The 26801-nt window shown below is 56.6% G+C and carries 20 protein-coding genes and 1 pseudogene; 6 read left to right on the top strand and 15 right to left on the bottom strand.

What is annotated here, in order from left to right; all coding sequences use genetic code 11:
• Positions 1-128: 128 nt before the first annotated feature.
• Positions 129-1220 carry a sodium-potassium/proton antiporter ChaA gene (gene chaA, locus FY046_RS14255; protein WP_133845408.1) on the bottom strand — a complete coding sequence of 364 codons (1092 nt, stop codon included), beginning with the start codon at positions 1218-1220 and terminating at the stop codon, positions 129-131.
• Between the two features lie 393 nt (positions 1221-1613).
• On the opposite strand from chaA, the gene chaB reads away from it, so the two are divergent.
• Positions 1614-1841, top strand: coding sequence for a putative cation transport regulator ChaB (chaB, locus tag FY046_RS14250; RefSeq protein ID WP_159337243.1), 228 nt, complete (start codon positions 1614-1616; stop codon positions 1839-1841).
• Between the two features lie 42 nt (positions 1842-1883).
• Here the strand turns inward: chaB and FY046_RS14245 are convergent, their stop codons facing one another.
• From FY046_RS14245 to FY046_RS14225, 5 genes are all read right to left on the bottom strand, one after another.
• A complete protein-coding gene (locus FY046_RS14245; RefSeq protein WP_133845405.1) occupies positions 1884-2903 on the bottom strand; it encodes a substrate-binding domain-containing protein in 1020 nt (339 codons plus the stop codon).
• A 28-nt stretch (positions 2904-2931) separates the two neighbouring features.
• Complete coding sequence (locus FY046_RS14240) at positions 2932-4341, bottom strand: sucrose-6-phosphate hydrolase (protein ID WP_167864581.1); 1410 nt, start codon at positions 4339-4341, stop codon at positions 2932-2934.
• The gene (locus tag FY046_RS14235; protein ID WP_133845479.1) at positions 4338-5711 is read right to left on the bottom strand and encodes a sucrose-specific PTS transporter subunit IIBC; all 1374 of its coding nucleotides are present in this window, start codon (positions 5709-5711) and stop codon (positions 4338-4340) included. The genes FY046_RS14240 and FY046_RS14235 overlap by 4 nt, the downstream gene beginning before the upstream one ends.
• A 32-nt stretch (positions 5712-5743) precedes the next feature.
• The gene (locus tag FY046_RS14230) at positions 5744-7273 is read right to left on the bottom strand and encodes a carbohydrate porin (RefSeq protein ID WP_446186187.1); all 1530 of its coding nucleotides are present in this window, start codon (positions 7271-7273) and stop codon (positions 5744-5746) included.
• Between the two features lie 879 nt (positions 7274-8152).
• On the bottom strand, positions 8153-9073 hold the full coding sequence (locus FY046_RS14225; RefSeq protein WP_133845399.1) for an aminoimidazole riboside kinase: 921 nt from the start codon (positions 9071-9073) through the stop codon (positions 8153-8155).
• A 289-nt stretch (positions 9074-9362) separates the two neighbouring features.
• Between FY046_RS14225 and FY046_RS14220 the strand changes: the two genes are divergently transcribed.
• Complete coding sequence (locus FY046_RS14220) at positions 9363-10040, top strand: gamma-glutamylcyclotransferase (protein WP_133845397.1); 678 nt, start codon at positions 9363-9365, stop codon at positions 10038-10040.
• A 68-nt stretch (positions 10041-10108) separates the two neighbouring features.
• Here the strand turns inward: FY046_RS14220 and FY046_RS14215 are convergent, their stop codons facing one another.
• The 8 genes from FY046_RS14215 to FY046_RS14180 all read right to left on the bottom strand — a co-directional run bounded on the left by FY046_RS14215 (position 10109) and on the right by FY046_RS14180 (position 19099).
• Positions 10109-11530 (bottom strand): serine/threonine protein kinase, encoded by a 1422-nt coding sequence (locus tag FY046_RS14215; protein WP_446186186.1) that lies wholly within the window; start codon positions 11528-11530, stop codon positions 10109-10111.
• Positions 11531-11564: 34 nt separating this feature from the next.
• Positions 11565-12515, bottom strand: coding sequence for a hypothetical protein (locus FY046_RS14210; protein ID WP_159337239.1), 951 nt, complete (start codon positions 12513-12515; stop codon positions 11565-11567).
• 14 nt (positions 12516-12529) lie between these two features.
• Complete coding sequence (locus FY046_RS14205; protein WP_159337238.1) at positions 12530-13306, bottom strand: PP2C family protein-serine/threonine phosphatase; 777 nt, start codon at positions 13304-13306, stop codon at positions 12530-12532.
• The gene (gene tagH / locus FY046_RS14200; RefSeq protein WP_133845388.1) at positions 13303-14475 is read right to left on the bottom strand and encodes a type VI secretion system-associated FHA domain protein TagH; all 1173 of its coding nucleotides are present in this window, start codon (positions 14473-14475) and stop codon (positions 13303-13305) included. Before tagH ends, FY046_RS14205 begins: the two co-directional genes overlap by 4 nt.
• Positions 14476-14513: 38 nt before the next feature.
• On the bottom strand, positions 14514-15212 hold the full coding sequence (gene tagF, locus FY046_RS14195; protein WP_133845386.1) for a type VI secretion system-associated protein TagF: 699 nt from the start codon (positions 15210-15212) through the stop codon (positions 14514-14516).
• Between the two features lie 13 nt (positions 15213-15225).
• Positions 15226-17250, bottom strand: a complete 2025-nt coding sequence (gene tssM / locus FY046_RS14190; RefSeq protein ID WP_133845384.1) for a type VI secretion system membrane subunit TssM — start codon at positions 17248-17250, stop codon at positions 15226-15228.
• Positions 17250-18470, bottom strand: coding sequence for a type IVB secretion system protein IcmH/DotU (icmH, locus tag FY046_RS14185; RefSeq protein ID WP_159337235.1), 1221 nt, complete (start codon positions 18468-18470; stop codon positions 17250-17252). The genes tssM and icmH overlap by 1 nt, the downstream gene beginning before the upstream one ends.
• Before the next feature lie 116 nt (positions 18471-18586).
• Positions 18587-19099: an SH3 domain-containing protein gene (locus FY046_RS14180; RefSeq protein ID WP_133845380.1), complete on the bottom strand. Its 513-nt coding sequence runs from the start codon at positions 19097-19099 to the stop codon at positions 18587-18589.
• A 473-nt stretch (positions 19100-19572) separates the two neighbouring features.
• Here FY046_RS14180 and FY046_RS14175 point away from each other — a divergent pair, with 473 nt between their 5' ends.
• The 3 genes and pseudogenes from FY046_RS14175 (at position 19573) to cobA (ending at position 24883) form a co-directional block, all read left to right on the top strand.
• Entirely contained in the window at positions 19573-20862 is a 1290-nt protein-coding gene (locus FY046_RS14175; RefSeq protein ID WP_446186185.1) for a nitrate- and nitrite sensing domain-containing protein, read from the top strand.
• Positions 20863-21221: 359 nt separating this feature from the next.
• A pseudogene (gene nirB, locus FY046_RS14170) lies at positions 21222-24032 on the top strand (nitrite reductase large subunit NirB); the annotation flags it as partial.
• Positions 24033-24040: 8 nt separating this feature from the next.
• Complete coding sequence (cobA, locus tag FY046_RS14165) at positions 24041-24883, top strand: uroporphyrinogen-III C-methyltransferase (protein WP_159337234.1); 843 nt, start codon at positions 24041-24043, stop codon at positions 24881-24883.
• Here cobA and FY046_RS14160 read toward each other — a convergent pair.
• Entirely contained in the window at positions 24826-25617 is a 792-nt protein-coding gene (locus tag FY046_RS14160; protein WP_159337233.1) for a DeoR/GlpR family DNA-binding transcription regulator, read from the bottom strand. The two genes, cobA and FY046_RS14160, sit on opposite strands and share 58 nt — an antisense overlap.
• A 379-nt stretch (positions 25618-25996) precedes the next feature.
• Between FY046_RS14160 and FY046_RS14155 the strand changes: the two genes are divergently transcribed.
• Positions 25997-26800: a transketolase gene (locus FY046_RS14155; protein ID WP_133845475.1), complete on the top strand. Its 804-nt coding sequence runs from the start codon at positions 25997-25999 to the stop codon at positions 26798-26800.
• The last annotated feature ends 1 nt before the right edge of the window (position 26801 follow it).

Genomic DNA, 26801 nt, shown 5'->3' with positions numbered 1-26801 from the left:
CGTGTTGCACACCATCAGCACGGGTCGACCGTAAAAAAGGTCGACCCCTACAGGAATGACAGACCGTCTGCTCACTCACCGCTTTTCTGTTCCGGTCGGCCAGCACAGCACGATCTACCCGCGCAAATTTACAGCATTATCGTCATCAGATAGGCAATGAATAACGCCAGATGGGCGGCGCCATTCAACACATTCGTGCGTCCGGTCGAAAACGAAATCTGACACAGTAACAGCGCGGCAATCATCACCACCATCTGCGGTGGTTCAAGGCCAAAGATCAGCTGCTGCCCTGTCAGGGTCGCTATCAGCGTCACCGCAGGCACTGTCAGTGAAATTGTCGCCAGCACGGACCCGAAGAACAGGTTCATTGCGCGCTGCACCTGGTTCGCCAGCACCGCTTTAATTGCCCCCAATCCTTCAGGTGAGAGGATCAGTAACGCCACCAGGAAGCCGGTGAACTGTTCCGGTGCTTTCACCTCGGTCAGCAATGACTCCAGCGTATTCGCATTCATCTTAGTGACGGCAATCACCGCGACCAGATGCACCAGCAACCAGACGGTGTGCCAGGTGCTGGAATGCGCCGATGGCTTGCCATGATGCGGATCATCGCCTTCATCTTCATGCTCATAAACAAACAGACTCTGATGTGTTTTGGTCTGGATCAGCAGGAATACCCAGTACATAGCGGCTGAAATCCCGGAAACCAGCAGCGCCTGTCCAATGGAAAAGTTACCGCCGGGCAGGGCATTCGGAAACACCAGTACAATAATGCCAAGCGGAAAAATTGCGATAAGATATTGTTTGACCCCGGCCAGATTCACATACTGCGTGGCGAATTTACGCCCACCCAGCAACAGGGCAAAGCCCACCAGGCCACAGGTCACAATCATAATGATGGAGTAGAGGGTATCGCGCATCAGTGCCGGGGCAGCGTCGCCGGTCGCCATCAGCGCGGATATCAGACTCACTTCAAGAATAACAACGGAAAGGCTCAGGATCAGCGAGCCGTAAGGTTCGCCCAGACGATGTGCCAGTACGTCCGCATGACGTACCACGCTGAAGGCGCTGCTGAGGATGGCAACAAGGGCTATCAGGTTAATGCCGATGACCAGTGGCAGGGAATCTGTAGTGCCCCAGAACCACAAAATAATCAGAGCGATGACAGGGAAGGTAAGGGAATACTCGGTGTGGCGGGTTTTACTGCTCTCGTGCGCACTCATAGGCAAACGCTCCTTATCTGTATCCTGTTGGCCCGAAGTTGGCGAGGATCGCCACAGGCCTATTAAACATAGTCTGACAATATGAAAGACAAGTGGCGAAAGTATAACCTTTTTTTGCACAGGCCTTTAAGATATTTACGCGGTTTTACGGTTTGGGTTAATAATTATCTCGTAGCTTGTATTTGTTGCTGTTTAGATTCTATCTCAATGAAAGTACGCTGAGTTTATTATCCCCATAAAATTTTTAAGGGCATTAAGGGGGCATTATTGTATGCGATCATAGGGTAAATAATGCATTTTGTAGCGATATCTTCTTAATGGGCTGTAAAGACCCTGCTGGAAAAATATTCTGCTTGTACCAGGCTTATCAGAGGCCCTGAAAAGAGATAAAACATGCCCTATAATAATCGCAGTGCGTTACCCGACAGCGTCAGACATGTTCTGCCTGCGCATGCCCAGGATATCTATCTGGAAGCCTTTAACAGCGCCTGGGAGCAGTATAAAGATAAAGAGGACAGGCGCGGCGATGACTCACGTGAAGAGGTGGCGCATAAAGTCGCGTGGGCGGCTGTGAAGCACCAGTATCAGAAGGGGGATGACGACAAGTGGCATAAGAAATGACCAGGCGTTGCATCGATGAGGTGAACGCCCGGGAGGTATGGCTTAGCCTGCAGCGGTTGCACGCCGCCATTTCAGGCGCGCCGGCAGCCAGCGCTGGGTGACCTCCGGCGTCTGCTCGTCAATAAGCTGCGTCACCATCTCAAAACAGTTCCAGGCCAGCAGCCGCTCATCTTGAGCTACGGTATCAATACGTACTGATAATGCATCATACAGATAGTGGTCGTCGAAGCTGCTGAGGTGCATCGGCGTGTTCAGCAAGTCATGCTGGCTGAGGTAGCGCAGTACGCCTTCCTGAAGCCCGCAGGCGGCACAGAACAGCGCCTGAGGCACACGTCCCAGCCGTGAATAGAGTTCTGCAAATAACTCATAGCCAGAGCTGGCATGATAATGACCGTGCATAATCCATTCCGGTTTCACCTCGACTCCCGCACGCTCCAGCCCGAGACGGAACCCGGCCAGGCGATCGCGGGTGGGAGAAATGCGCGGCTGGCCACCAAAGAAATAAATCTCGTCATACCCTTCGCGTGCGACCGCTTCCATCAGCGTGGCGGTGGGGCCGGTCGCATCGGTGATCACCAGCGGCAGCGTCGACTCGCCCAGATGACGGTCAAAAAGCACCACTGGCAGCTGCTGGTTAATTTTCTGGTACTCGGTATCGTTTAGCTGACTTGAGGCGACAATCAGGGCGTCGACCTGGCGCTGGATCAGGTTATTGACCGCCAGCGTTTCCTGGCTGGCATTTTCTGCCGTGCAGGCGATCAGCAGCTGTAAACCTGCATCACGGCACAGCATCTCGAGTTCGTGAGAGAAACGGGCAAACCCCTGGTTGGTCATTTCCGGTACGACCAGCCCGATGGTGTTGCTGCGGGCAGAGTTGAGGGCGCGTGCGTGGATACTTGGCTGATAATGCTGCTGACGGGCGATCTCCAGCACGCGTTCACGTGTCGCTTCGGCCACGCGCAGCTCTTTCCCACGGCCATTGAGGACCAGACTGGCGGTAGATTTAGAAACGCCCGCCAGCCGGGCAATATCGTTAATCGTGATACGTTTGTTTTTAGTCACAGTGGCTTACGTGTGAGGGCTCATCGGCTTATTCTATCATGCATTGCTGCAAGCTCCAGTGACGCAGCCCGATCTCTCCCGTGCCACTAAAATGCAACTCAGGGTTTGCGGACGGGAAATAGCGTGACGACATGACGGCTTCCCCCTCGTTAATGAAGATTTCTACGCTGGAGCGATCGCACATCAAGCGCAGCGTACGCACCTCACCCCGCCAGTGACGTTCTTCGGATTCACCGCTGCGCAGATTGTTGCGCCGCAGCGTCACGCCCTGAGCATGGATCGCCAGGTGTAATTCCCCCGCGAAATCAAGTTCACAGGCGCCGCTAACGGTCAGCGCCAGCTCGGCGCTGTTAACGGGCAGGGCAGGCAGCGTTTCCGCGCTGCCCGTACACTGGGTCTCTTCACCGCGCAGCTGTTGCAGTTCACGGGCGGGCTGCTGATACAACCGGTCACCTTGTAGCGTCAGCTCACGCGGACAGGTCATGATATGCATCCAGCCATTTGCCTGTGTGGGCTGGAAGAACTCATCGCCGTCAGGGATCCCCATCCAGCCAATCAGCAGACGGCGACCGTCGTCGCTGAGGCAGGTTTGCGGTGCGTAAAACTCAAACCCCAGGTCAAGCTCGTGGAACTCATCATGACGGAACTGATGGGTGTTGTAGTCGAAGGAACCGCAGAAATAGCCACTCTGGAAGGTATTGCGCCAGCGCCACTCTTCAGACGGCAGCCCCTGCGGGCAAACCACCAGCACGCTGCGGCCATCCAGTTCAAACAGGTCAGGGCACTCCCACATATAGCCGAACTCGCCCAGCCCGTTCACGTGGCTTCCGGCAATTTCACCCAGCGATGTCCACTGATGCAGATCGGGGGAACGGAACAGCAGAACCTTGCCCTGCAACGCCAGATCCTGTGCACCCAGCACCATGTACCACAGGCCGTCGTGCTGCCAGACTTTCGGGTCACGGACGTGGCCAGTGTAGCCTTCCGGTAAGGCCAGCACCGGGCCATGCTTATGGAATTCACCCTGTTCGTCACGCGTGGCCAGGCACTGCCAGGCGGTGCGGCTGCCATCGTCAAACTTGACGTTTCCGGTGTAGAGCAGCGTCATCACCCCCTGGTTATCGACCGCGCTGCCGGAGTAACAGCCGTGGCTTTCATAGGATTCGGAAGGCGCCAGCGCCAGCGGTTCATGCCGCCAGTTGACCAAATCAGCCGAACTCCACTGGCCCCAGAACTTGGCGCCATGCGCGCAGGCCAGTGGGTTCCACTGATAGCACAGTACGTAACGCTGATTGAAGTGGATAAATCCGTTCGGGTCGTTCATTAACCCGACCGGCGGGGCAAGATGCCACGCCGGTCGATGATGATCGGCTGCCGCACGCTGCTGGCCGGAGAGGACCGCCCGCAACGCCTGTTTGAGCAGGTGGGCTTCACTCATGCTTTCACCTCAAATTTGATTTTCAACAGCAGTGACAGGACAAACGCCGTGCCGAAGGCGATAACCATGCCGATGAGATAATTGAGCATTGAACTGGCCTGCACAATCGCCATGCCAGGCAGTGCGGTTAGCCCTACGGCGGTCATATTCACGTGCATCGTCACAACCCAGGCACCGCCGAGCGCGCCACCCACCAGTCCGGCGATAAACGGCTTAATATAGCGCAGGTTCACCCCGAAAATGGCGGCTTCGGTAATGCCCAGCATCGCCGAAAAGGCGGAGGGCAGTACGATACTGCGCACTTTGATATCACGGGTTTTAAACCACACCGCCAGGCAGGCCCCTCCCTGCGCCACGTTCGCCATGGACCAGATCGGTAACAGGAAATTGACGCCAATCGACGGGTTGCCGAGTAATCCGGCCTCGATGGCATGGAAACTGTGGTGGATGCCGGTGATGACAATCACCGAATAAAGACCACCAAACAGCAATCCGGCCAGCCAGCCCGCATGGGCGATCAGCGTACTGAGAACCAGTGAAATGCCATCCCCCAGCATACGTCCTGCCGGGCCAATGATCAGCAGGGCGATAAAGCCGGAGATAATCACGGTCAGGAACGGTGTGAGGATTATATCCAGCGCATCCGGGATCACCCGGCGCAGACGCTTTTCGCAGTGGCTCATAAACCACACGGCCAGCAGCACCGGGAATACCGTTCCCTGATAGCCGATCATCGCAATCTCCAGCCCAAAGAAATTCATGGTATGGAAACCGCTGGCAACGCCCCAGGCATTGGTCAGTGCCGGGTGCGTGAGGATGCCACCCAGCGTGGCACCCAGATAGGGGTTGCCGCCAAACTCACGGGCGGCGGTAAAGCCGATCAGGATGGGCAGAATGATAAAGGCTGCCGAGCTGCACATATCCAGCATGATAAACAGCGCGCTACCGGCATCTACCCAGCCGTAGGTTTTCACCATCCCCAGCAGACCCATCAGCAGGCCTGAAGCGACGATCGCCGGAATAATCGGCACAAAAATATTCGATAATACCCGGGCAATCCGCTGGAAGGGATTCAGCTTCTGTGCCGCGATATCGGCCGCTTCGCTCTTGCTGGACTCGTTAATCCCGGCTTCCTTCACAAAAGCGGCGTGGACTTTGTTGACGATGCCGCTGCCGAAGATCACCTGCATCTGTCCGGCGTTGCGGAAGCAGCCTTTCACCCCTTCCAGCGCCTCAATGGCGTCTTTCTGCACTAACTCATCATCGACCATCACCAGCCGCAGACGCGTGGCGCAGTGCGCAGCGCTGGCTATATTTTCCCGACCACCGAGTAACGGCAGCAGTTCCCGGGCAATTTTTTCAAAATCCATCATGTCACCTTTTATTTATTGTGATGAGGTCATCAGAACCAGGTTTCCATCTGCACACCGAAGTTCCATTCGCCGCCTGCGCTGAAGCCGCTGCTGCCGAATGAATCGTCGCTGGCATAGCGATCAAGCGAGCTGTTCCAGTCCATCCAGCTGGCGAAGAGGCGGATCTCCGGACGGGTAAAGAAATCACCGATATCAGCCACTTTAAAGGTGGGGGCAACGGTGAGCTTCCAGAAACTGCCGGATACCGCCTGACGATCTTTATAGCCTTGCGGATCGAGGTCCATATACTGATAGCTGCCTTCGTAGGCGAGGGCAAAGTTTTGGTTAATCTCGTGGATCAAACGCGCATTGAGCGTGGCCCAGCGATAGTGGTCACCGGCGGCATAACGATCGCTGCTGGTTTGCGCCAGCACGGCCGGGGCAAAACTCCATGTTTTATTCAGCGGCGTGACGCCATAGCTGGCGAGGCGCCAGGTTTCTGCCTGCTGGGTCAGATTGCCGTCAGAGCCGATGCCTTTCACTTCGGCCCCGAGCCCGCGACCATACAGCAGGGCGGTTTTCGCCGATCCTTCGCGCAGGCCCCAGAAACTGTCGTTGTGCAGTGCCAGCATAGCGTGAACACCGCTGTCACCGGCATTGTCATTCTCGCGGCTCGGATTCAGGCGCTCATCGTTATCTTTTGCCCGCAGCCCGCTGACCATCAGCTGGAATGGACCGGCAAAGTTATTGCTGGTGACAATGTAGTTCTGAATGGTGTTATCAATCGCTTCAATATCGCCGAAATTACGCCCGTACAGCGAGAAGTTACTCTTCAGGCCATCTGCCCACTGGACGTCATAGATCCCGCCCCCGGTGCCGGCAAGGAACACCACATCCGAGTCAAGCCAGTGAATATCGAAGTTATCGCGGTCAAAGCGTTTACCCGCCCACAGCGTGCTCTGGTCAAACACACCGGTGAATTCCGGTAAATTGCCCAGTTCAACAAACGCCTGACGAATGTTCAGTTCGCTGGTACTGCCTGTCCAGTCGTTATAATCCCGCTGGCCGTCGGCCAGCATCGCCTTGAAGCGCGTGGTGGCACCGTTGGCAAGCTGCTGCTTGTGTTCAAAGTTCAGCTCAACGTAGGTGTTGTTTTCGTTACCCAGTCGCCCAACGGCACCGCCAGTGTCCCCGGCGGGCGTCAGATAGGGGCCACTTTGCGTTCCCGCTGCGGAATCATTCATGATCAGACCAGAACGTGCATAGCCGTGGAATTCGAAACCGTCAGCGAAATTGCTGGTGCTGGTGGTCGCGGCGGTGGTGGCAGGAGCGGGGGCGCTGGCCGCTACAGGCAGGGCGGCGGGCTGTTTCTGTTGCTGTGTTTCCAGTCGGACGATTTTTTTCTCTGCTGTCTCGGCACGGTTTTCCGCGATCGCGGCACGATCTTCGGCTTTTTGCAGACGCTGCTCCATGGCCATCAGTCGCTCTTCCAGGCTGGTCAACGTGGGTGCGGCGAAGCTGAATGTCGGTACGGCTAAAGCGAGGCCAATGGCGGTCGCCAGAATACGAGGTTTGATCATTTGCACGGTTCCCAGTGTGATTGTTTTGTTTTTTTGCTAAACCGGTTCGATGCAGAGAGTAAGCGAAGCGGATTATGTATTTCAATCACATTGGCTAACCCGGTTTAGGAAGTGTGATCGGGTTGGCACTTTAGCGTCTGTTGGTGGGGGGCCTGGGCAGGCGGGGTTAAGGTCAAGGTCAATGTTTTAAGGTCAACGTCAACGTCAACGTCTTAAGGTCAAGGGCATTTCGCTTTCCCGCTACGCGGGCTGAGCGACCCAGGGCGGCCAGTCGCCGCCGCCCTGGGAACCCGGGCTTGCGGCAGGCGCATCGCCCGCTTTCAGCGGGTGCCCTCAGTCAAGCGGTTTTCCTGCCGGACCGGGCGTGACGGGACATCCCTGTCCCGGCTCACCCTCTCGCCGACGTCCTGTCGGCTCGTCCTGGAAATCCGCTCTCCTTCGGCGAGGCTTAATTGCCGCTCAAAAGGTCAAAATCAAAAGAAAAACCCAACACAGACAAAACAAAAAACCTTTCTGGGCTTTTAGTCATTTTGGTTTTTTTAATATTTGGGGTTTGACCTGGGTTTTGATGTTGAGGCGGCAATTAAGCTGCGCTGAGGAAGTGATGTGAACCAGGATGAACCGCCAGGACGGCGGTGAAAGCTCGGGCCGGCACAGGGAGGTGCCGTCACGAGCGGTCCGTCGGTGAACGGAGCTTGCGAAGGCACCCGCTGGAAGCGGGCGCAGCGCCTGCCGCAAGCCCGGGGTCAAGGGGCGGCGGCGACTGGCCGCCCCTTGTCGCTCAGCCCGCGCAGCGGGAAAGCGAAACGCCCTTGACCTTAAGACCTTGACCTTAAGACCTTGACCTTAAGACCTTGACGTTGCCTTTCAGGTTGCCCGCTAAAATTTCATAAGATCACCAGCATAAGGCAGGGCGGTCATCGCCCCTTTGGCGGTCGTCGCCGCCGCACCACTGCGCTGTGCCTGTTGAATGGCATCATCAAGCCGCTCAGGTACCAGCGGATGCGCTTCGGTCGCCAGCGCAGCCAACAGCCCGGCGACAAACGCGTCGCCCGCACCGGTGGTATCCACCACCTCAACACGCGGGGCAGCCACGTGTTGAACAGACCCGGCCTGCCACAGGTACACACCCTGGCTGCCGCAGGTCACCAGCAGCAGTGAAGGTTGATACTGTAGAGTGAAGCGATCGATGCCAGCCGCCATGTCGCGACACGTCGTCAGGGCGCAAAGCTCATCTTCTGACAGCTTGATAATATCGGCCAGCGCGAAGGCATCGGCCAGTACAGCGGCCATTTCCAGAGGGTCTGACCATAAATCATCGCGTAGATTCGGATCGAAACTGACCCATCCTCCAGCCATTTTTATCGCGCGCATCGCCTGCATCGCCGCGCTGCGTGAGGGTTCTGCACTCAGGGCGATGGAGCATAAATGCAGTCCTTCACCGGCATGGAAAGGAGGCAAACGGTCGGCACTGAGAAACAGGTCAGCCGCAGGACGCACCATAAACGTAAACTGGCGTTCTCCCTCAGCATCCAGACTGACCAGTACCGTCGAGGTACGCTGACCCGGGGCGCGGTACATCCAGTCGATATTCACGTTTTCATGGTGCAGGGTCTGTTGCAGGAATTCACCAAAGGGGTCATCGCCAACGCAGCCGATAAAGGCGCTGTGGCCGCCAAGGCGGGCAATACCCACGGCCACATTGGCAGGGGCACCGCCGGGGCACTTCAGCAAATGTGTTTCCCCCTCGGGCAGGAGGTCTACTACCGCATCGCCCAGTACCCAAATTTTCTTGCTCATTGTCATTATCCTGAAGTGGTTATCTGACGAAAAGCTAAACTGGTTTAGCAAAAAAATCAAAATTCTTTTATCGTTTTGACGAGGGTTGGGTGAGAGAAGGCGTAAAGATTTTCCTCTGGCTGCCGATCACCTTAAGTGAAACTTTTTTCTTTTGTGATCGCCTTCAAACTTGATTGCGTACGCGGAAATGCATAAGGTCGTTAGTAGCATTCAGATGTTGCTGAAAACGAGACAATTCACGGAAGCAGTCAGGACAGCGTGGACGTCAAGCCAGGGTGTTGGAGGTGCAATGTTAACAAGAGATTTCCTGTTACAGGCCGATTGTAAAACGGCTTTTGGCGATATCGAAGAGTCATTGTTGTGGACCAGTGAACAACGGGCTGCTTCGCTGGCGGCGGCGCTTGCCTGTCGCCCCGATCATAGCCCGGTATGGATCTTTGGCTACGGCTCCCTGATGTGGAACCCGGTATTTGAGGCGGATGAAGTTGCTGCCGGTACGCTGAAAGGCTGGCACCGGGCGTTCTGTCTGCGGCTGACCGCCGGGCGCGGCACCGCCAGCCAGCCAGGACGTATGCTGGCGCTGAAAGAGGGCGGCCAAACCACCGGACTGGCATTCTGCCTGCCCGAGGAAAAGCTGCACGAAGAGCTGGAACTGCTGTGGAAGCGTGAGATGATCACCGGCTGTTATCTGCCGACCTGGTGTGACATGGCGCTGGATGACGGGCGCACGGTAACCGCACTGGTGTTTGTGATGGACCCGCGTCACGCTCTGTATGAGCCGGACTCCTGCCCGAAAACCATCGCGCCTTTGATCGCACAAGCGAAAGGGCCATTGGGTACCAACGCGCAGTATCTGTTTTCGCTGGAAACAGAGCTGAAGCAGCGGGGGATGCATGACGACTGTCTGACAGATCTGGTGCAGCGTGTGCGTGAATTACAGCAGTGCCACAATGGATTGGTGGGATAACCGCATCGCGATGGCCCACACGGAATAACGTCAAACGTGTATCCCGTGTGGGCATCGATCTCGCAGAACTAGCGGCCCGGGTTAATTAACCAGGTGCCTGCATGATCAATCTTCAGCTGCTGACTGTGAACACCGGTTGATGTACGCACTTCCAGATGATAATCCCCCGCCGCCAGGTTCAAGGACGCGTAACCGCTGTTGTTAGGCTTGACCTCCATCACGCTGCCGTTCAGCAGCAGAGAGTCGTTACCGCTCAGCTTCAGGTAGACGGTTGCCATTGCCGGCGCGCTGGCGACAGGTGCCTGCACGGCGGAGGTGACGGTGCCGGGGGTATTGCTGGCGGCAGCAGAATGCTCGGGTGCCACATTATCGCCACGATTCAGTCCCCACACCAGGGCCGCTACCGCGATGACCGCCAGACCGCTGAGTAACATCAACGGCCGCGACAGGCGTTTAGCCACGCGCGGTGCCATAACCGGCTCCATGGTGCCCGCAGCAGGATTAACCGCCAGCGCAACGGGTTCGGGGTCGGGTAACTGTGGCGGCTCTTCTTGCGGTACCACCACGTTACTCACCAGTTCACCCATTTCACTCACCGGAGAATCGAGCAGGGCGGCCAGGTCATCAATGGACTGCGGACGCTGTTGCGGGTCCATCTGTAACGCCTGGTCAATCGCATTGAGCAGCGACAGGGAGTAGCCTTCCGGGCGTAATGTGCTGAGCGGCTGGTAGTGATCTTCGATGCAGCGCACCACGCTGACCGGCGGCGGATTGCCCGTAATCAGCGTATGCAGCACGGCGCCCAGCGCATAGATATCGGTCCAGGGACCCTGATCGCTGTCGCCTTCTTCGCTGTACTGTTCAATCGGCGCATAACCCGGTTTCAGCATAATCTCCGTTTCATCGGAAAGGTTACCGATCTCTTTGCGCGCCGAACCGAAGTCGAGCAAGACCGGCAGTTGATTTTCCTGAATCTGAATATTATCCAGCGAGATATCACGGTGCAGATAACCAGCACGGTGGAGGGTATTGATGGCACCGAACAGCGGCGGGAGCAGATGGCGTATCCATGCCTCGTTAATGCTTTCCGGGCTGCCCTGTTGCCACTCTTTCAGCGTCATCCCACTGTAAAACAGCGTCCCCATATACGCGGTGCCGTTCTCTTCCCAGAAACGCAGGACGTGCAGCAGTCCCGGGTGATTAAACCGTGCCAGCAGACGTGCTTCCTGGATAAAACTGTTCAGTCCGGCGTTAAATAAGCGCTGGTAGCGTTCGCCGCGCAGCTGGATGGCGAGATCATCGTTGCGGCTGGCCAGTGACACCGGCAGATACTCTTTGATCGCAATCGTCCGTTCCAGCAGGTGATCCCAGGCGCGGTACACAATGCCGAAACCGCCGCCACCGATCACTTCCTTGATTTCAAACTCATTAAAACGGTAGCCCGCCGGGAGGGCGTTCGGGACATTTTTTTGTTGTTCGTTTGCCGACATAGTGAAACGCTCCTGGCGTCCTGATAAACGGGGTTTAGTTAACGGTGCGCCAGGCGCCAATCGCCGGGTCGGCCAGGTCGGCGTGCAGGTCATCCACCAACAGCACGTTCACTTTCACACCTGCGTCGATGATGCCTGACCAGGTTTTGCGTACGGCATCCACCGTTGCTTTCAATGCAGCCCCATCGCTGGCCTGCGCTTTGTCCATTTTCACCAACAGCGCACCATCAAATGACCACACATGCAGGTTATTATTAAAGGGCAGCACCAGCCAGCTGTTAGGGGCATCGCGCCGTGCCAGCACCAGGCGCTGGTTATTCACTGCCACCACATCCAGGGAGTCTGGCTTCGGATGCAGATGCGTCAGCGGATAGCCCTGATAGAAACTGACGGCCAGCGGTTCGCGCGAGTTACCCTGAGCCAGCGTCAGTGTACTCGAGCCTTCCAGCCAGCCTTCGGTAGAGCAATTCATCGTTTTATCGTCAGGGATAAACAGCGACTGGCCGTTATCATCCCACCAGGTGCGGAAATGGCAGCCGCCGGGAAGATCGAAATGCTGCAACGGCTCGGCGTTAGCCGGCTGCGAGAGATCGAGTGGCGAGGCATTACTGGCCGTTGCCGTCGCGGTGGCATCCGCGGTGACAATCGGGCGCCAGCTCTGCTCTTTTGCCGCCGTGCCGGTCGCCAAAACCGTGCCTTTACCATTGGTCATCTGCCAGGGCAGTTCCAGCAGTTTGCCACATTGATTTTGCAGTAAATTTCCCACGCGCGGTAAGAAGCTGGTCAGCACGCCCGATTCGGTACTTTTACCGGAAACGATGCGCAGGTTAAGCGTCTCCTGGCACCATGCCGCAGGCGTGTTGCTGGTCACATTATCGATAAACACTTCCAGCTCAAGGCTGGGGGAATAGACCACTCGATAGTCTGCCGCCTGGGCCGTGGTGGCGAACAACAGAGTCAATGTAGCTGGCAACCAAAATTTCATAGCATTCCTTGGTGTTAATCGCGTGGCGGGAGAAAACGGGCAGAATCCGCCATGGAAAAGAGTAATGTGGTCTCTTGAGGTGAACCCACCCATACCGCCACGGCGCTCAGATTATCTGTTTTTGCGCTACGGTCGATGGCTTTTTGCATCAGCGCCAGCCACTCGGCAGGGGAATTAACCATCCGAAGCGCCTGCTCCATCTCGGCGGGCGTCAGGTTACTCCAGAAACCATCCGTGCAAATTAAAAATGCGTCACCATCTTCCAGCGCCATCACTTCGCTGTAACCATGCGGGCTCGCGGTATCAGCACCCAGGGCGTTATACAGTAAATTACTGTTAATTCCCGTATTTTCGTAACCTGCATCCTGCAACTGCTGTACCAGACTGTGGTCGCGGGTGACGCTATGGACGACCCCGCGACGGAAGAGATAGACCCTGCTGTCCCCGGCATGTACCCACCAGGCGTGCAGGGCATCACGGTTAATAAACAGCGCAGCCAGCGTGGTGCTCATCTGGTGAAATTTCGGATTAATCTCCTGCACATGGCGAATAGCTTGCTCGGTATTGTCTATCAGCGTAGCCGTATGCTCGGGGTGCAGGGGCGCTTCGCCGTCCAGCTGACCAAGCAGGGTATCGCGGGCAATCTGCGCGGCCAGTTCGCCACCCGCACTTCCTGCCACACCATCGCAGACCATAAAGCAGGCACTGTGTTGCCCCAGCAGGGCGCCAGTGGTGTCTTGATTGCTTTCACGCTGGCCGATCTGGCTGGTGGCAAAATAATTGATATTCATGCATCTTCCGGGGGAGTTTGCGAATCTTTATATTGATTAACTTCCACATCGTAAGCGTGCAGGAATGCTTCACCAAACAGGGTGTGGAAGTCATCCTCAATTTCCCCCGCGGTCTGCTGATAGTGGCGCATAAAATAGTCCCAAAGTGCCGCTTTCTTCGTGCTGCTCAGCGCCAGACGTGGCACCACGCCATCGCGACGGGCCAAATCTTCCAGCCGCTGCGGATTAAAGGATTGCAACATTGCGGCAATAATGGCGCGAATACCGGCGATCATCCCCAACTGGTGGGCCTGTAAATCGACCAGCGCATCGCGTACTGCCTGCTCCGGTGGCATAAAGCCTGGCATCTGGCTCTGGTAAATCTGCATCAATACGGTTTTACCGGAGGGGAGGATCTTAAAGGGATTATTCGCCTCATTAAGGATCATGGTCATCTCTGCCTTAACCCCGCGCTTGAGGATCGAGCGTGACGAGAGCAACGCAACCGTTCCCTGTGAGAACAGGCTCAGCATACGCCCGGTGGTACGCATCTGGTCTTCAGTTAGTGGGGTTTTCTCCAGCGTGGTATCCAGCCCCATACCGTCCAGCAGGGCGGCCAGCAGACGCTGTTCACGCGAGCCCTCAGCACTGCTGTCATGAGCGCCAGCGGGCGCATCGTGACTGACCGGATCGATGCCCAGTCGGGCCACCGTCTGGCGCGCCGATCGCAGCCCAAGCGCCTCGGCAGTGAGGCTTTCCATCTGCGGCACGATAAGGTCATCAGCGGTGTGCTGCATTCTTAAGGGATCGTCATTGCTGCCATCATCGTCAGCAAACAGCGACAGCGGATCAATATGTTGCTCTGTGGGGACCGTAACGCGCTGCGGGTCGCTGACATCAATCTGATAAGGGCCAATGGCTAAGGTATCGCCGTGATCAAGCATCACCTGGCTGCCGCGCATCAGTTCGCTGCCGTTGTGGATCACCGCGATCACACTGCCCTGGTTGGTCAGACGGCAGTCGCCGTTTGCCGCCACATGCACCAGCGCCTGTAAACGAGAGATTGCCCGGTCAGGGTCGGGCAGCACCAGATCGTTATCAACGCTGCGGCCAATCGTGCCGCCTGGTGGCAAAAAATCACAGGCGGTTACCGGAACATCGGCCTGATTCTGCAAAATGGTCAATCGCATGCGTTTTTCCTGCAATGAGGCACGAAGGCCTGATCACTCTATTCAAACATCGGCGGATAGAGTCCGTGACGGCCCGACAGCGATCCGGCTGCCGGATGAAATAACTGCGAAAACAGCTGAGCGGTCAAATTACCGCTGTGCTTATGGCTGGCAAGCGGATAGCCATCGCTCTGATTAGTCCACCAGTAACTGGTGTACTGTAAGGGGTCAAAGCGCGTGGCGACTTCCCGCCAGGCCAGCGTACACGGCAGATCCTGATAGCCAATCACATCCATAATATCGGAGCGCCCGGTGTCCGGTAACGACAGCGGTGGGATGCCCCGCAGCGCCTGTTCCAGCCAGTCGGCGGAGTGCATCTGTTGTATGGCCTGATTCATCGTGGCGCCCAGCTCCTGGAACCATTCCCCGGAGATGGACAGCTGAGCCGGGTGCCAGGCTTTTACCGGCACGCTCTGAATAACCAGCAACGGCCATGCGCGCCCGACTCTGTCGCGCGACGGCATCATGCAGCCGATCTGCACGCGTTGTACGCCCAAGGTGGCGGGCAGCGCGAAATTCCATATCGGCGCGCGGCTGAACGGGTCAGTCGTTCCGTCATGATGGTGATGCCAGTGCGCCAGCCCAAGCTGAAACCAGTGCGACCAACTGTCAATCAATACCTGCGGCATCCGGCGCAGTAAAAAGTCGCCTGCCGTAGGAAGCTTGCCATACCATCCCAGGTCATTTTTTACTGCCATGACGACGACCTTCTCAGTGAGCTGCGGTGAGTTGTCTGACCATCAGCGCGTTATCACGCATATAAGGCGAACTTAGTATCTGACGATCCAGTAACTGACTTAAATGCCAGTCCAGCTGCTGGATTTGCTGTGTCGTGACGCTGGACGGCAGGCTGCGTTGCAGATTCTGCATCACCCAGCCGCGCAGGAACTCGCCGTCATAGCTGCGCGGCTGGTACAGCATCTGATAAGCGCGCAGGGCATTACGGCTGAACTCAGCATCTTTGCCGTCATCATTGCGTAGGGTTTGTGCGATGGTCTGCGCCACACGCGGCAGCAACAATGCTCTCAAAGCCCCCTGATACAGGCCCCAGGTCGCCTCACTGATCTGGTCCCCCCGGTACAGTCCGCCACGCAGGCTGAGCGGAGGAGCATTCAGTGAAAACTGGCTGCTTTCAGGTAATGCCACCAGACGGTTTAAGAAGGGTAGCAGATCCAGGATGTTGCCGTGATTATTGCCGGTCAATTGCACCGCTTCCCGCGTCACGGCAGGTAAGCGTGTGGACACCTGTTCCAGATAGTGCTGATTCTTATAATAGCTGGTGATCCACAAGGCTGACGCCGCCACTAACGCCACGCCGAGCACCGCATAGCCTGCCCGGTGTAGCAGACGGTTGCGCTGTTCCCAGGAGCGATCGCTGCCCGCCAGGCGGCGCTCTTTAAACACCACATCGCGCAGCAGGCCGTGAATAAAGTAGCTCTGTCCCTTATTCGCCGGGATCGGAGCGCTGCGATTCACACTGTCCCAGCTGGCAATCGACTGCCCCTGAGGTTGTGGCAGTTGCAGCTTGCGTGACAGTTCGCCCATCACCCGGTCAAACGGCAAGCCTTCTTGTGTCCCGCTGGTAAAGAACAAACCGCGTGCAGCCCAGGGTGTTTCGCTGTTTTCCGGCGAGAAAACAATATCCAGATATTCAGCCAGAAGGGGACGCAGCGCGCTGAACTCCTGAGGAAACTGGAAACATTCAGCACGCAGGGTAAGGTCGCTTTCCTGTGCCATTTTGTCGCTGAGATCGGCCATCAGCCGGGATAAAAGGCACTGAAACTGCTGTTCAAATTGAGCGTGAAGTCGGCGATCGCCCAGGCCTGGCTCCCAGGGGAAAGTGAAGCCCCAAATCTGTTCACGTTGCTGCTTATCCAGCCGGGCGAAGTAACGCATAAAACCTTTGAGCAGGTCGGTTTTGGTCACCATGATATACACCGGGAAGGGGATACCAGTTTGCTGGTGTAATTCTGCCATGCGCTGGCGCAGCGCCGTGGCCTGCGCATGGCGTGCCTCTGCTGAGTCGCTCAACAGCTCCGCCACGCTGATGGTCATGATCACGCCATTGATGGGCTGGCGCGGGCGATAGCGCTTTAACAGGGTGATAAAGGTTTGCCATTCGCTGGCATCGCGTGCGCGCTGGTTCTCTTGCAGGGTATAACGCCCGGCAGTATCCAGCAGTACGGCCTCGCCGGTAAACCACCAGTCGCAGTGGCGGGTGCCGCCGATACCGCGCAGCGCGCTTTTCCCCATCGCATCACTGAGCGGGAAGTCGAGGCCGGAATTAATCAGTGCCGTGGTTTTACCGGCACCAGGCGCACCGACGATCAGATACCAGGGAAGCTGATAGAGATACTGCGCGCTGAAACGCTGTAGCCAGCCTTTACGTTTGCCAAACTGGGTTTTCTTTAACAGCATCGCCGCTTCACTGAAGCGGTTATTGAGCATTTCACCCGTAGCCTGTAATTCCGCGTGGTCGATATTGCTGAGTTGCAGGCGGGTCAGCAACTTGCTGTTGAACCAGGCGCGGTAAAGCTGAGGGATAAGCTGAAAGAGTATCCACAAAAAGTAGCACAGACCGATTAACAGCTGGCGATTTAATGGGCTGTCCAGCGACTGGAAACGGGTAAAAGGCAGCAGCGGTCCCACCATCCAGATCAGGGCAGACAGCGCGGTAACACCGACCAGCCCCCATAACAGGCGGCTGGAGAGCAGTGAAAAGAAAGTCTTCAGCATTAATTTTTCCCCGGAGTGTGGCTGTCGTCTGACTCAGGGGCAGCGAACAGGGTGATTTCAACGCGGCGGTTCTGCGCGCGATTTTCGCTACTGTCGTTCGGTAACAGTGCACCGCTATCACCCCGGCCCTGTGCGCGCACGTTGATGCCTGGCTGGGCGATCAACTGCGCCATCATGCTGCTGATGGCGCGCGCCTGGGTGGCAGAGTATTCATAGTTTGAGGGAAAACGGCTGGACAGTATCCGCTCGTCATCCGTATAGACGCTGACCAGAATGGTCCCTTTGGCGGACTCCATCGCGGTGGCCACGCGGGCAATCAGCGCACGACCTTCAGGAGACAGCACCGTCGTGGATGGCGCGAATAAGCGATCGGCCGGCAGGATGACTTTACTGCCGTTGGCGCTGTCGGTGACATCAACCTTACGTTCGGCAATCAGATCGCTCAGACGCAGGCGTAAATCGAGCAGGGCCTGCGGAGCTGCACCGCGCTGTCCTGCGACCACTTTTGGCAGCGGCGTTTGCCAGATCTGCCGCAGTAGCGGTTCTGCTGCATTGCCCAGACGCCAGTTGAGACTGGAAAAAATCAGGCAGCCAACAAATGTGGCAAGAGAGATACAGACCCACAGCGGCACAGGCGGGCGCCACAGCGTATTTTGCCCGGCGGCGACGACCGTTTGCAGAGGCGGCGGTTCCTGTTGTCCACGCGTTTCCTGGATGAGCTGTGCGAGGCGGGTACGTACGGCATCCCGTTGCAGGCGGCCGTTATCCATGCTGCGATAGCGACCCTCATAACCCAGCAGTAAACAGAAATGGATCACTTCCAGTAGCCAGAGATGCTGGGTGGGGTTCTGGGAAATGCGTGCGAGCAGCTGAAAGACTTTTTCGCCGCCCCAGCTTTCATTATGGAACGTGACCAGCAAACCATTGCCGGACCAGACGCCACGGCTGCCCCAGGGGGTTTGTGCTGCGGCTTCGTCCAGCACCGCGCAAAGTGTATAGCGGGCACCAATAATCATTTCAAACGGCATGCCAGTCTGTTTGCAGCGTGTTTCGAACTGGCGTATTTCATCGATCAGCTGATGGCGTAAACCGGCCGGATCGTCATGGGTGGCCGCCAGACGAATTTGTACAATGGCATTGAGCAGCGGAGAGGCCGCTGTTACCAGGGGATTGTCTGGGCTGACCGGTGTGGCTGGGTCAACGGGAAATTCCGACGTCATCAGGATGTGTTAATCTCGGCTGTGTGCCAGCAGGCAAATAGGGTCAACTTCACCGTAGAGTGAATAAAACGCTTTTGCTGCCATCCGTGGCAACGGTGAGGCCTTATCCGGCGCGCTTACTCCAGAATCCAGGTCGCCGTATTATTGTTGCGGCAGGCTTTGCTCTTACCGCCAACATCGACGCACACTTTCTTGCTGTTTTTACGCGGGCGCGGGCGGTCACTGCGCAGTGTGGCATCGTACATATCGCTCTTCACCCCAGCTTTCAGCGGCACGTAGCCAATCAGCTGTTGCTCATCAACGTCAGCAATGGCGAACCAGCGGTTCTCCACTTCACCCAGCACCAGGAACGGCTTACCGTTTTCCAGATAGCGCACCACTTTGCCACTATAGTCGGGACGGGTCATGACAGACGCATTATACAGGGCGCGATAATTCTCATTCACTGGAGTGAAGGATGCGGGGGCTTTCACCGCATAGCGATGCGTTAACGTTACGCCATCAACAACGCTGCTGACGACGGTGTCATCAGTGACAGGCGGTGGAGGCGCTTTGCATCCCGCTAAAGTGAGCACGGCCAGCAGGGTAAACGCGATGCTAATTTTCACATTGGTCCTCGTGAATATCATCTATAAATCGGGTTCTTTACAGACGCGACAGGGCGGCATTAAACGACGCCATATCGTGTTATTAAAAGTCAATTACCCTGTACGTTCCAGGAAAAAATCTCACAGGTTTACATAAAGATAATTCTCATGTCAGTTTACCTGACGCTTTTGGGAATGGAAACCATTGCAGGAGCCTGTTGAACATGTTATCGGCCTGCTATAAGCGTGACAGAGTTTGCCTGAAAGGTGACAAAACGGCAATTTGATTAGCGTCAATAATCGGTATTCCGCTCTGCGCTATGGTGGTTGCTTAGAAACCACACGCTGGCTGACTATCACGTAATTGAATGAATAAATATGACTAATTGATTCCGTATCACTCCAGTAAACAGGCACTATGCCTTTTTTCAGTGAAATGCCAGTCAGGTTCGTCGCGCCATCCCGGCACGGTAATTGCTTAGCCAGACCTTTTGAATGCTAGCGGAGTTAAGTCGATGACAGATCATTATCCTTCTGCGCTGGCGTATCTTCTGGCATCACGGCAGCGGGAAATCGCCAGCCTGCGCTCCCTTTTACAGAGCGGAAGGCTGACAACGGAAGTCAGTCAGTTGATTCATGAGATTCAGCGCGAACGGGGAGCAAGCAATCTGTGGATTTGTTCTCAGGGGCAGTTGTTCAGTGACGAGCTATCGCAGTGCGGATGCCGGGTCACTCGCAGCCAGCAAGAGGTGATGCTCCTGCTACCGGCCGTGCCGGATGACAGTCAGGAGGGGCCCGCATCCAGCCGTCTCTACAGCCGTATTGCCACCGCCTTGCAGGCACTGGGGGAGCTGAGCACGCTGCGGAAGCAGGTGCGGACATTGCAGTTGACCCAGGCCGTTGTCATGGAGCAGTTCAACCATATTATCCGCCAGTTGCTGAACCTGGTGTTTGAAATGGTGGATACCGCTTCGGACCCCGGTGTTTCGCGCGTGTTAATTGCCATGTTCAGCTTTATGCAGGGTAAAGAACTGGCCGGGCAGGAACGGTCTATCGGCGCGGCAGGGTTTGCTTCCGGGCAATTTACCCCGGCGATCAGTCAACAGATTGTAGCGTTGATTGATGCCCAGGAGCGCTGTTTTAGCCATTTTACCGGATTCGCAGACGAAGAGAGCCTGCAACGCTGGCAGCAGGTGGCGCAGAGTGAAAATAATATCGAGCGGTTAAGGCGTATAGCCTGCACGACTGCACGAACTGATGAGCAGGGCGCGGCAATGGCGCTGCGCTGGCATCAGTCTTTGAGCCAGCGGATCGATGGGCTGAAAACGGTGGAAGATTGTCTTGCTCGCGCACTGATGCAGCGCTGCCGCCAGAGTATTGCTGCGGCTGAAGCTCAGCGGGATATCACCCCGATCGACCTGCAACAACAGATGCAAAAAAGTGCCCGTGAGCCGGCCTGGAGCGTCTTCATCGCTGGAAATGACGGACGGGCACCTGTTTCGTCAGGCACGCAGGAGCCCGGTGGGCTGACACCTCAACTGGGACGGTCATTACTGGCGCTGATCCAGCAGCAGTCACAGCGGCTTCAGGATCAGGATAATGAGCTGGCCGCCATGCGAGCCAGTATTGAGGATCGTAAGCAGATCGACCGCGCCAAAGTGTTACTGATGCAGCACCACGGCTACAGTGAAGAGCAAGCCTGGCAGGCGCTAAGTAAAATGGCGATGAATCAGAACAAGCGCATGGCGGATATTGCCAGCGCACTGCTGGCGGTGGCTTCTGCATTTGCGTCTCAGGACAACTAAGCGTGTGCACAAAGATTGTGCACCTTTTGCTTCACCGCAGCGCACAACGACGTGCCTGGCGGCGGAAACCGCGCTTAACGTGCGTAGTCGAAAGCTAAAGTACTGATCGCACAGCGGCATATAAACAGCTGTACCGGACCCGGTTCTGGCACAGTGTTTGCAAGTTATCTTGCAGTTGTTAAGACAAAATAACATGCATTTGTTCCACCAATGGCGGTGCAACGAGTGCTTTGGATAAAGGCGTCCAACCGCATGCATTACGCATGTCGGTGGACGCCTTTTTTTATGGTTTTTTTCAGGGCAAGGCAATGATGAGCAAAGAACAGAGCAACGTACCCGTGGTGAATACAGCGGTTGAGGCAGCAGATAAACCCATGCTGGTGGTGATTGGGCATGGCATGGTCGGCCAGCACTTCCTTGAGCAGATGGTCAGCCGACAGCTACAGCAGCAGTTCCATATTGTCGTGTATGGCGAAGAGCGCCATGTCGCTTATGACCGCGTGCATTTATCGGAATACTTTGCCGGGAAAGGGCACGCGGAACTCTCCCTGGTCCCCCCCGGATTTATTGAACAAAGCGGCATTGAACTGCGAACCGGGCGGCAGGTGGTCTCTATCGATTGCCAGCGGCGGCAGGTGCACGAAGCAGATGGTCGTGTTCAGGCGTACGACCAGCTCGTGCTGGCCAGCGGCTCCAGCCCATTTGTGCCACCGATCCCCGGCAGCGAACACGCGTCCTGTTTTGTTTACCGGACGCTGGACGACCTGGATTCCCTCGCCGCGAAGGCCACCGGGTCGACGCGTGGTGTGGTGATTGGCGGGGGCTTGCTGGGGCTGGAGGCGGCCAATGCACTGCAAAAACTGGGTCTGGAAACCGCGGTGGTCGAGCTTTCCTCGCGGCTGATGGCGGTGCAGTTGGATGAGGGGGGCGCTGCGATGCTGCGCCGGAAAATCGAAGCACTGGGGGTTGCTGTTCATACCGGTAAGCAGAGCCAGAGCATTGACGCTCAGGAAGATGGCACGCTGCGGCTGAATTTTGCCGATGGCAGTGCCCTTGAGACCGATCTGATACTGTTTTCGGCCGGTATCCGCCCACGCGATCACCTGGCCGCTGCGGCAGGCCTGATGCTGGGCGAACGCGGTGGCGTGGTCATAGACGATTGCTGCCGGACGTCAGACCCAGCCGTCTGGGCCATCGGTGAGTGTGCTGTATGGCAGGGGCATCTCTATGGCCTGGTGGCTCCCGGCTATCAGATGGCGCGCGTGCTGGCGGCAACGCTGGCAGGAGAAGCCGTGGCATTTAGCGGGGCGGATATGAGTACTAAACTCAAGCTGCTGGGAGTCGAGGTGGCATCAATGGGGGATGCTCACGGAGAAACGGCGGGCAGCCAGAGCTATTACTGGACCAATGAACCCCGGGAAATCTATAAAAAGATTGTCGTTTCGGCTGACGGTAAAACGCTGCTGGGCGGCGTGCTGGTCGGTGACAGCAGCGAGTACAGCCTGCTGCTACAAATGATGCTGAACGGCATGGCGCTGCCTGATGCCCCTGAAAGTCTGATCCTGCCGCAGAGTGCCGGGGCTCCGTCGAAAGCGCTTGGCGTGGCGGCTCTGCCGGACAGCGCGCAGGTCTGCTCCTGTCATAACGTGACCAAAGGGGATATCTGCGCCGCGGTCAAAGCAGGATGCAGCGATATGGCATCGCTGAAAGCCAGCACCAAAGCGGCCACGGGCTGCGGCGGCTGTGCCGCGCTGGTCAAACAGGTCATGGAGTACCAGTTGGCGGATCTGGGCGTAGAAGTGAAGAAAGATATCTGCGAGCACTTCCCGTGGTCACGTCAGGAGCTGTACTCACTGATTCGCATGGGCAATATCAAAAGCTTTGAAGAGTTGCTGGCGAAGCAGGGACGCGGCAACGGCTGTGAAATCTGTAAACCGCTGGTGGGATCGATGCTGGCCTCCTGCTGGAATGACTATCTGCTGACGCCCGCTTTGTTACCCCTGCAGGATACCAACGACCGTTATTTTGCCAATATCCAGAAGGACGGGACTTATTCGGTTGTACCCCGGATGCCGGCCGGTGAGGTCAGCGCAGAGGGGCTGATCGCCATCGGTGAAATTGCGCAAAAATACAATTTGTACTGCAAAGTCACCGGGGGCCAGCGTATCGATCTGTTTGGTGCCCGGCTGGAGCAGTTACCGGTTATCTGGCAGGCGCTGGTGGACGCAGGTTTTGAAACCGGGCATGCGTACGGCAAATCGCTGCGCACCGTGAAGTCCTGTGTCGGATCGACCTGGTGCCGCTACGGCGTGCAGGATTCAACCAGTTTCGCGACCCGGCTGGAAAACCGTTACAAGGGGCTGCGAACCCCCCATAAGTTTAAAATGGCCGTATCGGGGTGCACGCGCGAATGCGCAGAGGCCCAGAGTAAGGACATTGGCGTGATTGCCACCGACAAAGGCTGGAATCTGTACGTCTGCGGCAATGGCGGGATGAAGCCGCGTCATGCCGACCTGTTTGCCAGCGACCTGGATGCAGAAACACTGGTGCGCTATGTCGACCGTCTGCTGATGTTCTATATCCGTACTGCCGATCGTCTGCAACGAACCAGCGTATGGATGGATAACCTTGAAGGGGGGCTGGAGTATCTGCGTCAGGTGGTGATGGATGATGTGCTCGGGATTGCTGCCGAACTGGAGCAGGAGATGCAGCGCGTCGTTGACCGCTATCAGTGTGAATGGCAGACCACGCTGGCCAGCCCCGATCGTCTGGCGCTGTTCCGTCGCTCGGTAAATGACGTGCAGCCCACATCGCTGTGGAATAAGGTCTGCACCCTTAAGGAGATCCCCCCGCAGGCCGGGATCGGCGCGCACCTCGGCTCACAGGCGATAGCCCTGTTCCGGCTTGATGATACGGTTTACGCACTGGATGACCATGAACCAGGAACGGAAGCCAATGTGCTGTCGCGCGGGCTTTTGGGCGACAGTCAGGGTGAACCGCTGGTGATTTCGCCGTTATACAAACAGCGATTCCGACTGAAAGACGGACAGAGCCTGGACAACCCGGCGCTTTACCAGCGCTGCTGGCCAGTGAAAATTGAACAGGGGCTGGTCTGGGTTGCCAGCACGCCGCTGGTTCAGACTCCGGGCGACACCGCCCTGACAGTATGAGGCCGAAAATGACTGTAAAAATACCTGCTCTTGATCGTTTGCTGGCCGGGGGCTTCCCCCCCGGCCAGCAGGGAGATGTCTGGCTGGTGGGGGCCGGGCCGGGAGCCGTGGACCTGTTGACGGTGCGCGCGCTGCGTCTTATCGAAAAGGCTGAGGTGGTGGTCTGCGATCGGCTGGTCGGGCCGGATATTCTGGCACTGATCCCCCCAACGGCACTGAATATTGACGTGGGAAAAACGCCGGGTTTTCATGGCATGAAGCAGTCACAGATCAACCAATTGCTGGTGGATCTGGCCCGTGCCGGGCGGCAGGTGATCCGTCTTAAAGGCGGCGATCCCTTTATTTTCGGCCGGGGAGGGGAAGAGATGCAGTGGCTGCAACAGGCGGGAGTGACCTGCCATATTGTGCCCGGCATTACCGCCGCTACCGGCTGTGCGGCCGCCACTGGCATCCCGCTGACGCACCGCGACATGGCCCAGTCGGTGCGCTTTATCACCGGTCATGGACGTGACGGCAAACCCCAGCTTGACTGGGAAAGTTTACGTGATGCCCGCCAGACGCTGGTGTTTTATATGGGATTAACATGGTGTGAGGCATTAAGCGAGCAGATGATCCGGCACGGACGCGATGCGCATACGCCGGTAGCGATTATCGAGCGGGGCACACGTCACGATCAGCGCACCCACATTACCCGCCTTGACCGGCTGGCGCAGACGGTAGCGGAACGGCAGCCACAGTCACCGGGCCTGTTGATTGTCGGTGACGTGGTGCGTTTATACCGAACTGACGCCGATCAGGGCGCCACCAGCACCTTCACCCCCAGTGCTTCAAAGGCGTCAATAGACGCCTGAGTAATGCCGCTGTCGGTGATCAGATACTGGATTTTGCTCCATTCGCAGGGCAACGCAAACATCGACACCTTGTCGATTTTACTGGAGTCAGCCACCACGTAAACGGTGTTCGCAGAGTGGATCATGGCGCTTTTCACCTTGATATCCGTCTCGCTGGGAAAACTCAGACCGAGGCGGGGAGAAATGCAGGCCGTGGCGAGAAACAGCTTCTCCGCCAGCACGTTTTCAAAAAAACTGGCGGCCTTTTCACCTGACGTCGACAGGGTGGGGAACTTAAAGGTGCCGCCGGTCAGCAGGATATTAATCCCCGGCTCACCGCCCAGCTTCAGGGCAATATTCACGGCGTTGGTCACCACCGACAGGCGCCGGATGTGATTCATATGATTGGCGATCGCCGTCGTCGTGGTGCCCGAATCGAAAATGACCGTATCGCCGTTTTCGATATGCTGTGCCGCCAGACGCCCAATGGCGTCTTTTGCGTCGAGATGGGTTTGCCGTTCCAGCAGCAATGCGCCGGTATTTTGCTTACCTGTAATCAATGTTGCACCGCCGTGATAACGCTGCACATACCCCTCTTTTTGCAGCATACGCAGGTCGGTACGGATAGTGGCTTCGGTCAGTCCGAAAGTCTCCGTCAGCATTTTTACCGTGACGGTGCCATCCTCACGGATCATCTCCAGGATCTTTTCCCGCCGTTGCTGCATATCAGCCAGTTGTTCATTTTTGCTTTTCAAGTCAATCACTCCCTTTGCCTGAATGCGGGTTGCCTGCCCCGTCAGCCGGGCTGTTGCGATAAATAGTAACCCTCGTCCGCATCAATTGCGAGATCTGCAAAAGTGACTTTCAATTTTCGAATGAAAGTCAAAAATGGCCATTCAATTGATTTAACTGATATTTAACATTGTCTTCATCGCAATACTCGCCGCGAATTCTCGCTACATTGCTGTTTTATAATGCATTAATGTTATTTTTGGCTTTTGTTTGAAATATGATCCACCCCACAATATGATTACAAACGATAGCGTATATTTTTATTCGAAAACGAAATTGCCGCTGTTGACTGTCATATCAACACGCTATCCGGCCCGCGGCGTCATAGATGAAGAGGTAATGATGGACTTTCAGGCAATCAAACAGACTGCGCGTCAGGCCCGGCGCTATGTACTGCAAATGAATCATCGGGCAGGCAAAGGTCATACCGGTGCCGACCTCTCTGAGGTGGATATCATCTGTACCTTATTTATGGCGGTGATGGATCGCAGCCGTCCGCGTCCCGATCAGGACCGTTTCATCCTCTCCAAAGGTCACGGGGCAGGCGGGTTGTATTGCAGCGCGGCTGCTATGGGCCTGATTGACCCGGCGATCCTCGACCAGTTTATGGGGGACGATACGCTGCTGGCGGGCCATCCCATCCATCAGAAGCTGCCAGAGCTGGTGGAAATTAACTCGGGTGGTTTAGGCCACGGGTTATCGATTGGTGTGGGTCTGGCGCTGGGCAACAAACTCTCTGGTCGTGCTGACCGTCGTGCTTTTGTCCTGCTCGGAGATGGTGAACTGGCGGAAGGTTCTAACTGGGAAGCGGCGATGTCGGCCAGTAAATTCAAACTGGAAAACCTGGTGGCGATTGTTGACCGTAACCGTTTGCAACTGGCCGGGAAAACCGAAGATATCATGCCGCTGGAGCCGCTGGCCGACAAATGGCTGGCATTCGGTTTCGAAGTGCTGGAGTGCAACGGGCACGATCCTGCCGCCATTGCCGCCGCCGCTAACCAACCCGGCATCGGTAAACCCCGCGTTATTTTAGCCAATACCGAAAAAGGGCACGGTATCTCGTTTATGGCCAACGTCCCGGCCTGGCATCACGCCGTACCTAATGATGAGCAACTGGCCCTTGGGCTGGCCGAGCTGGAGGATTAAC

It is taken from the genome of Erwinia sp. 1181_3, from assembly GCF_052824965.1.
This window is presented reverse-complemented; position numbering and strand designations above follow the sequence as displayed.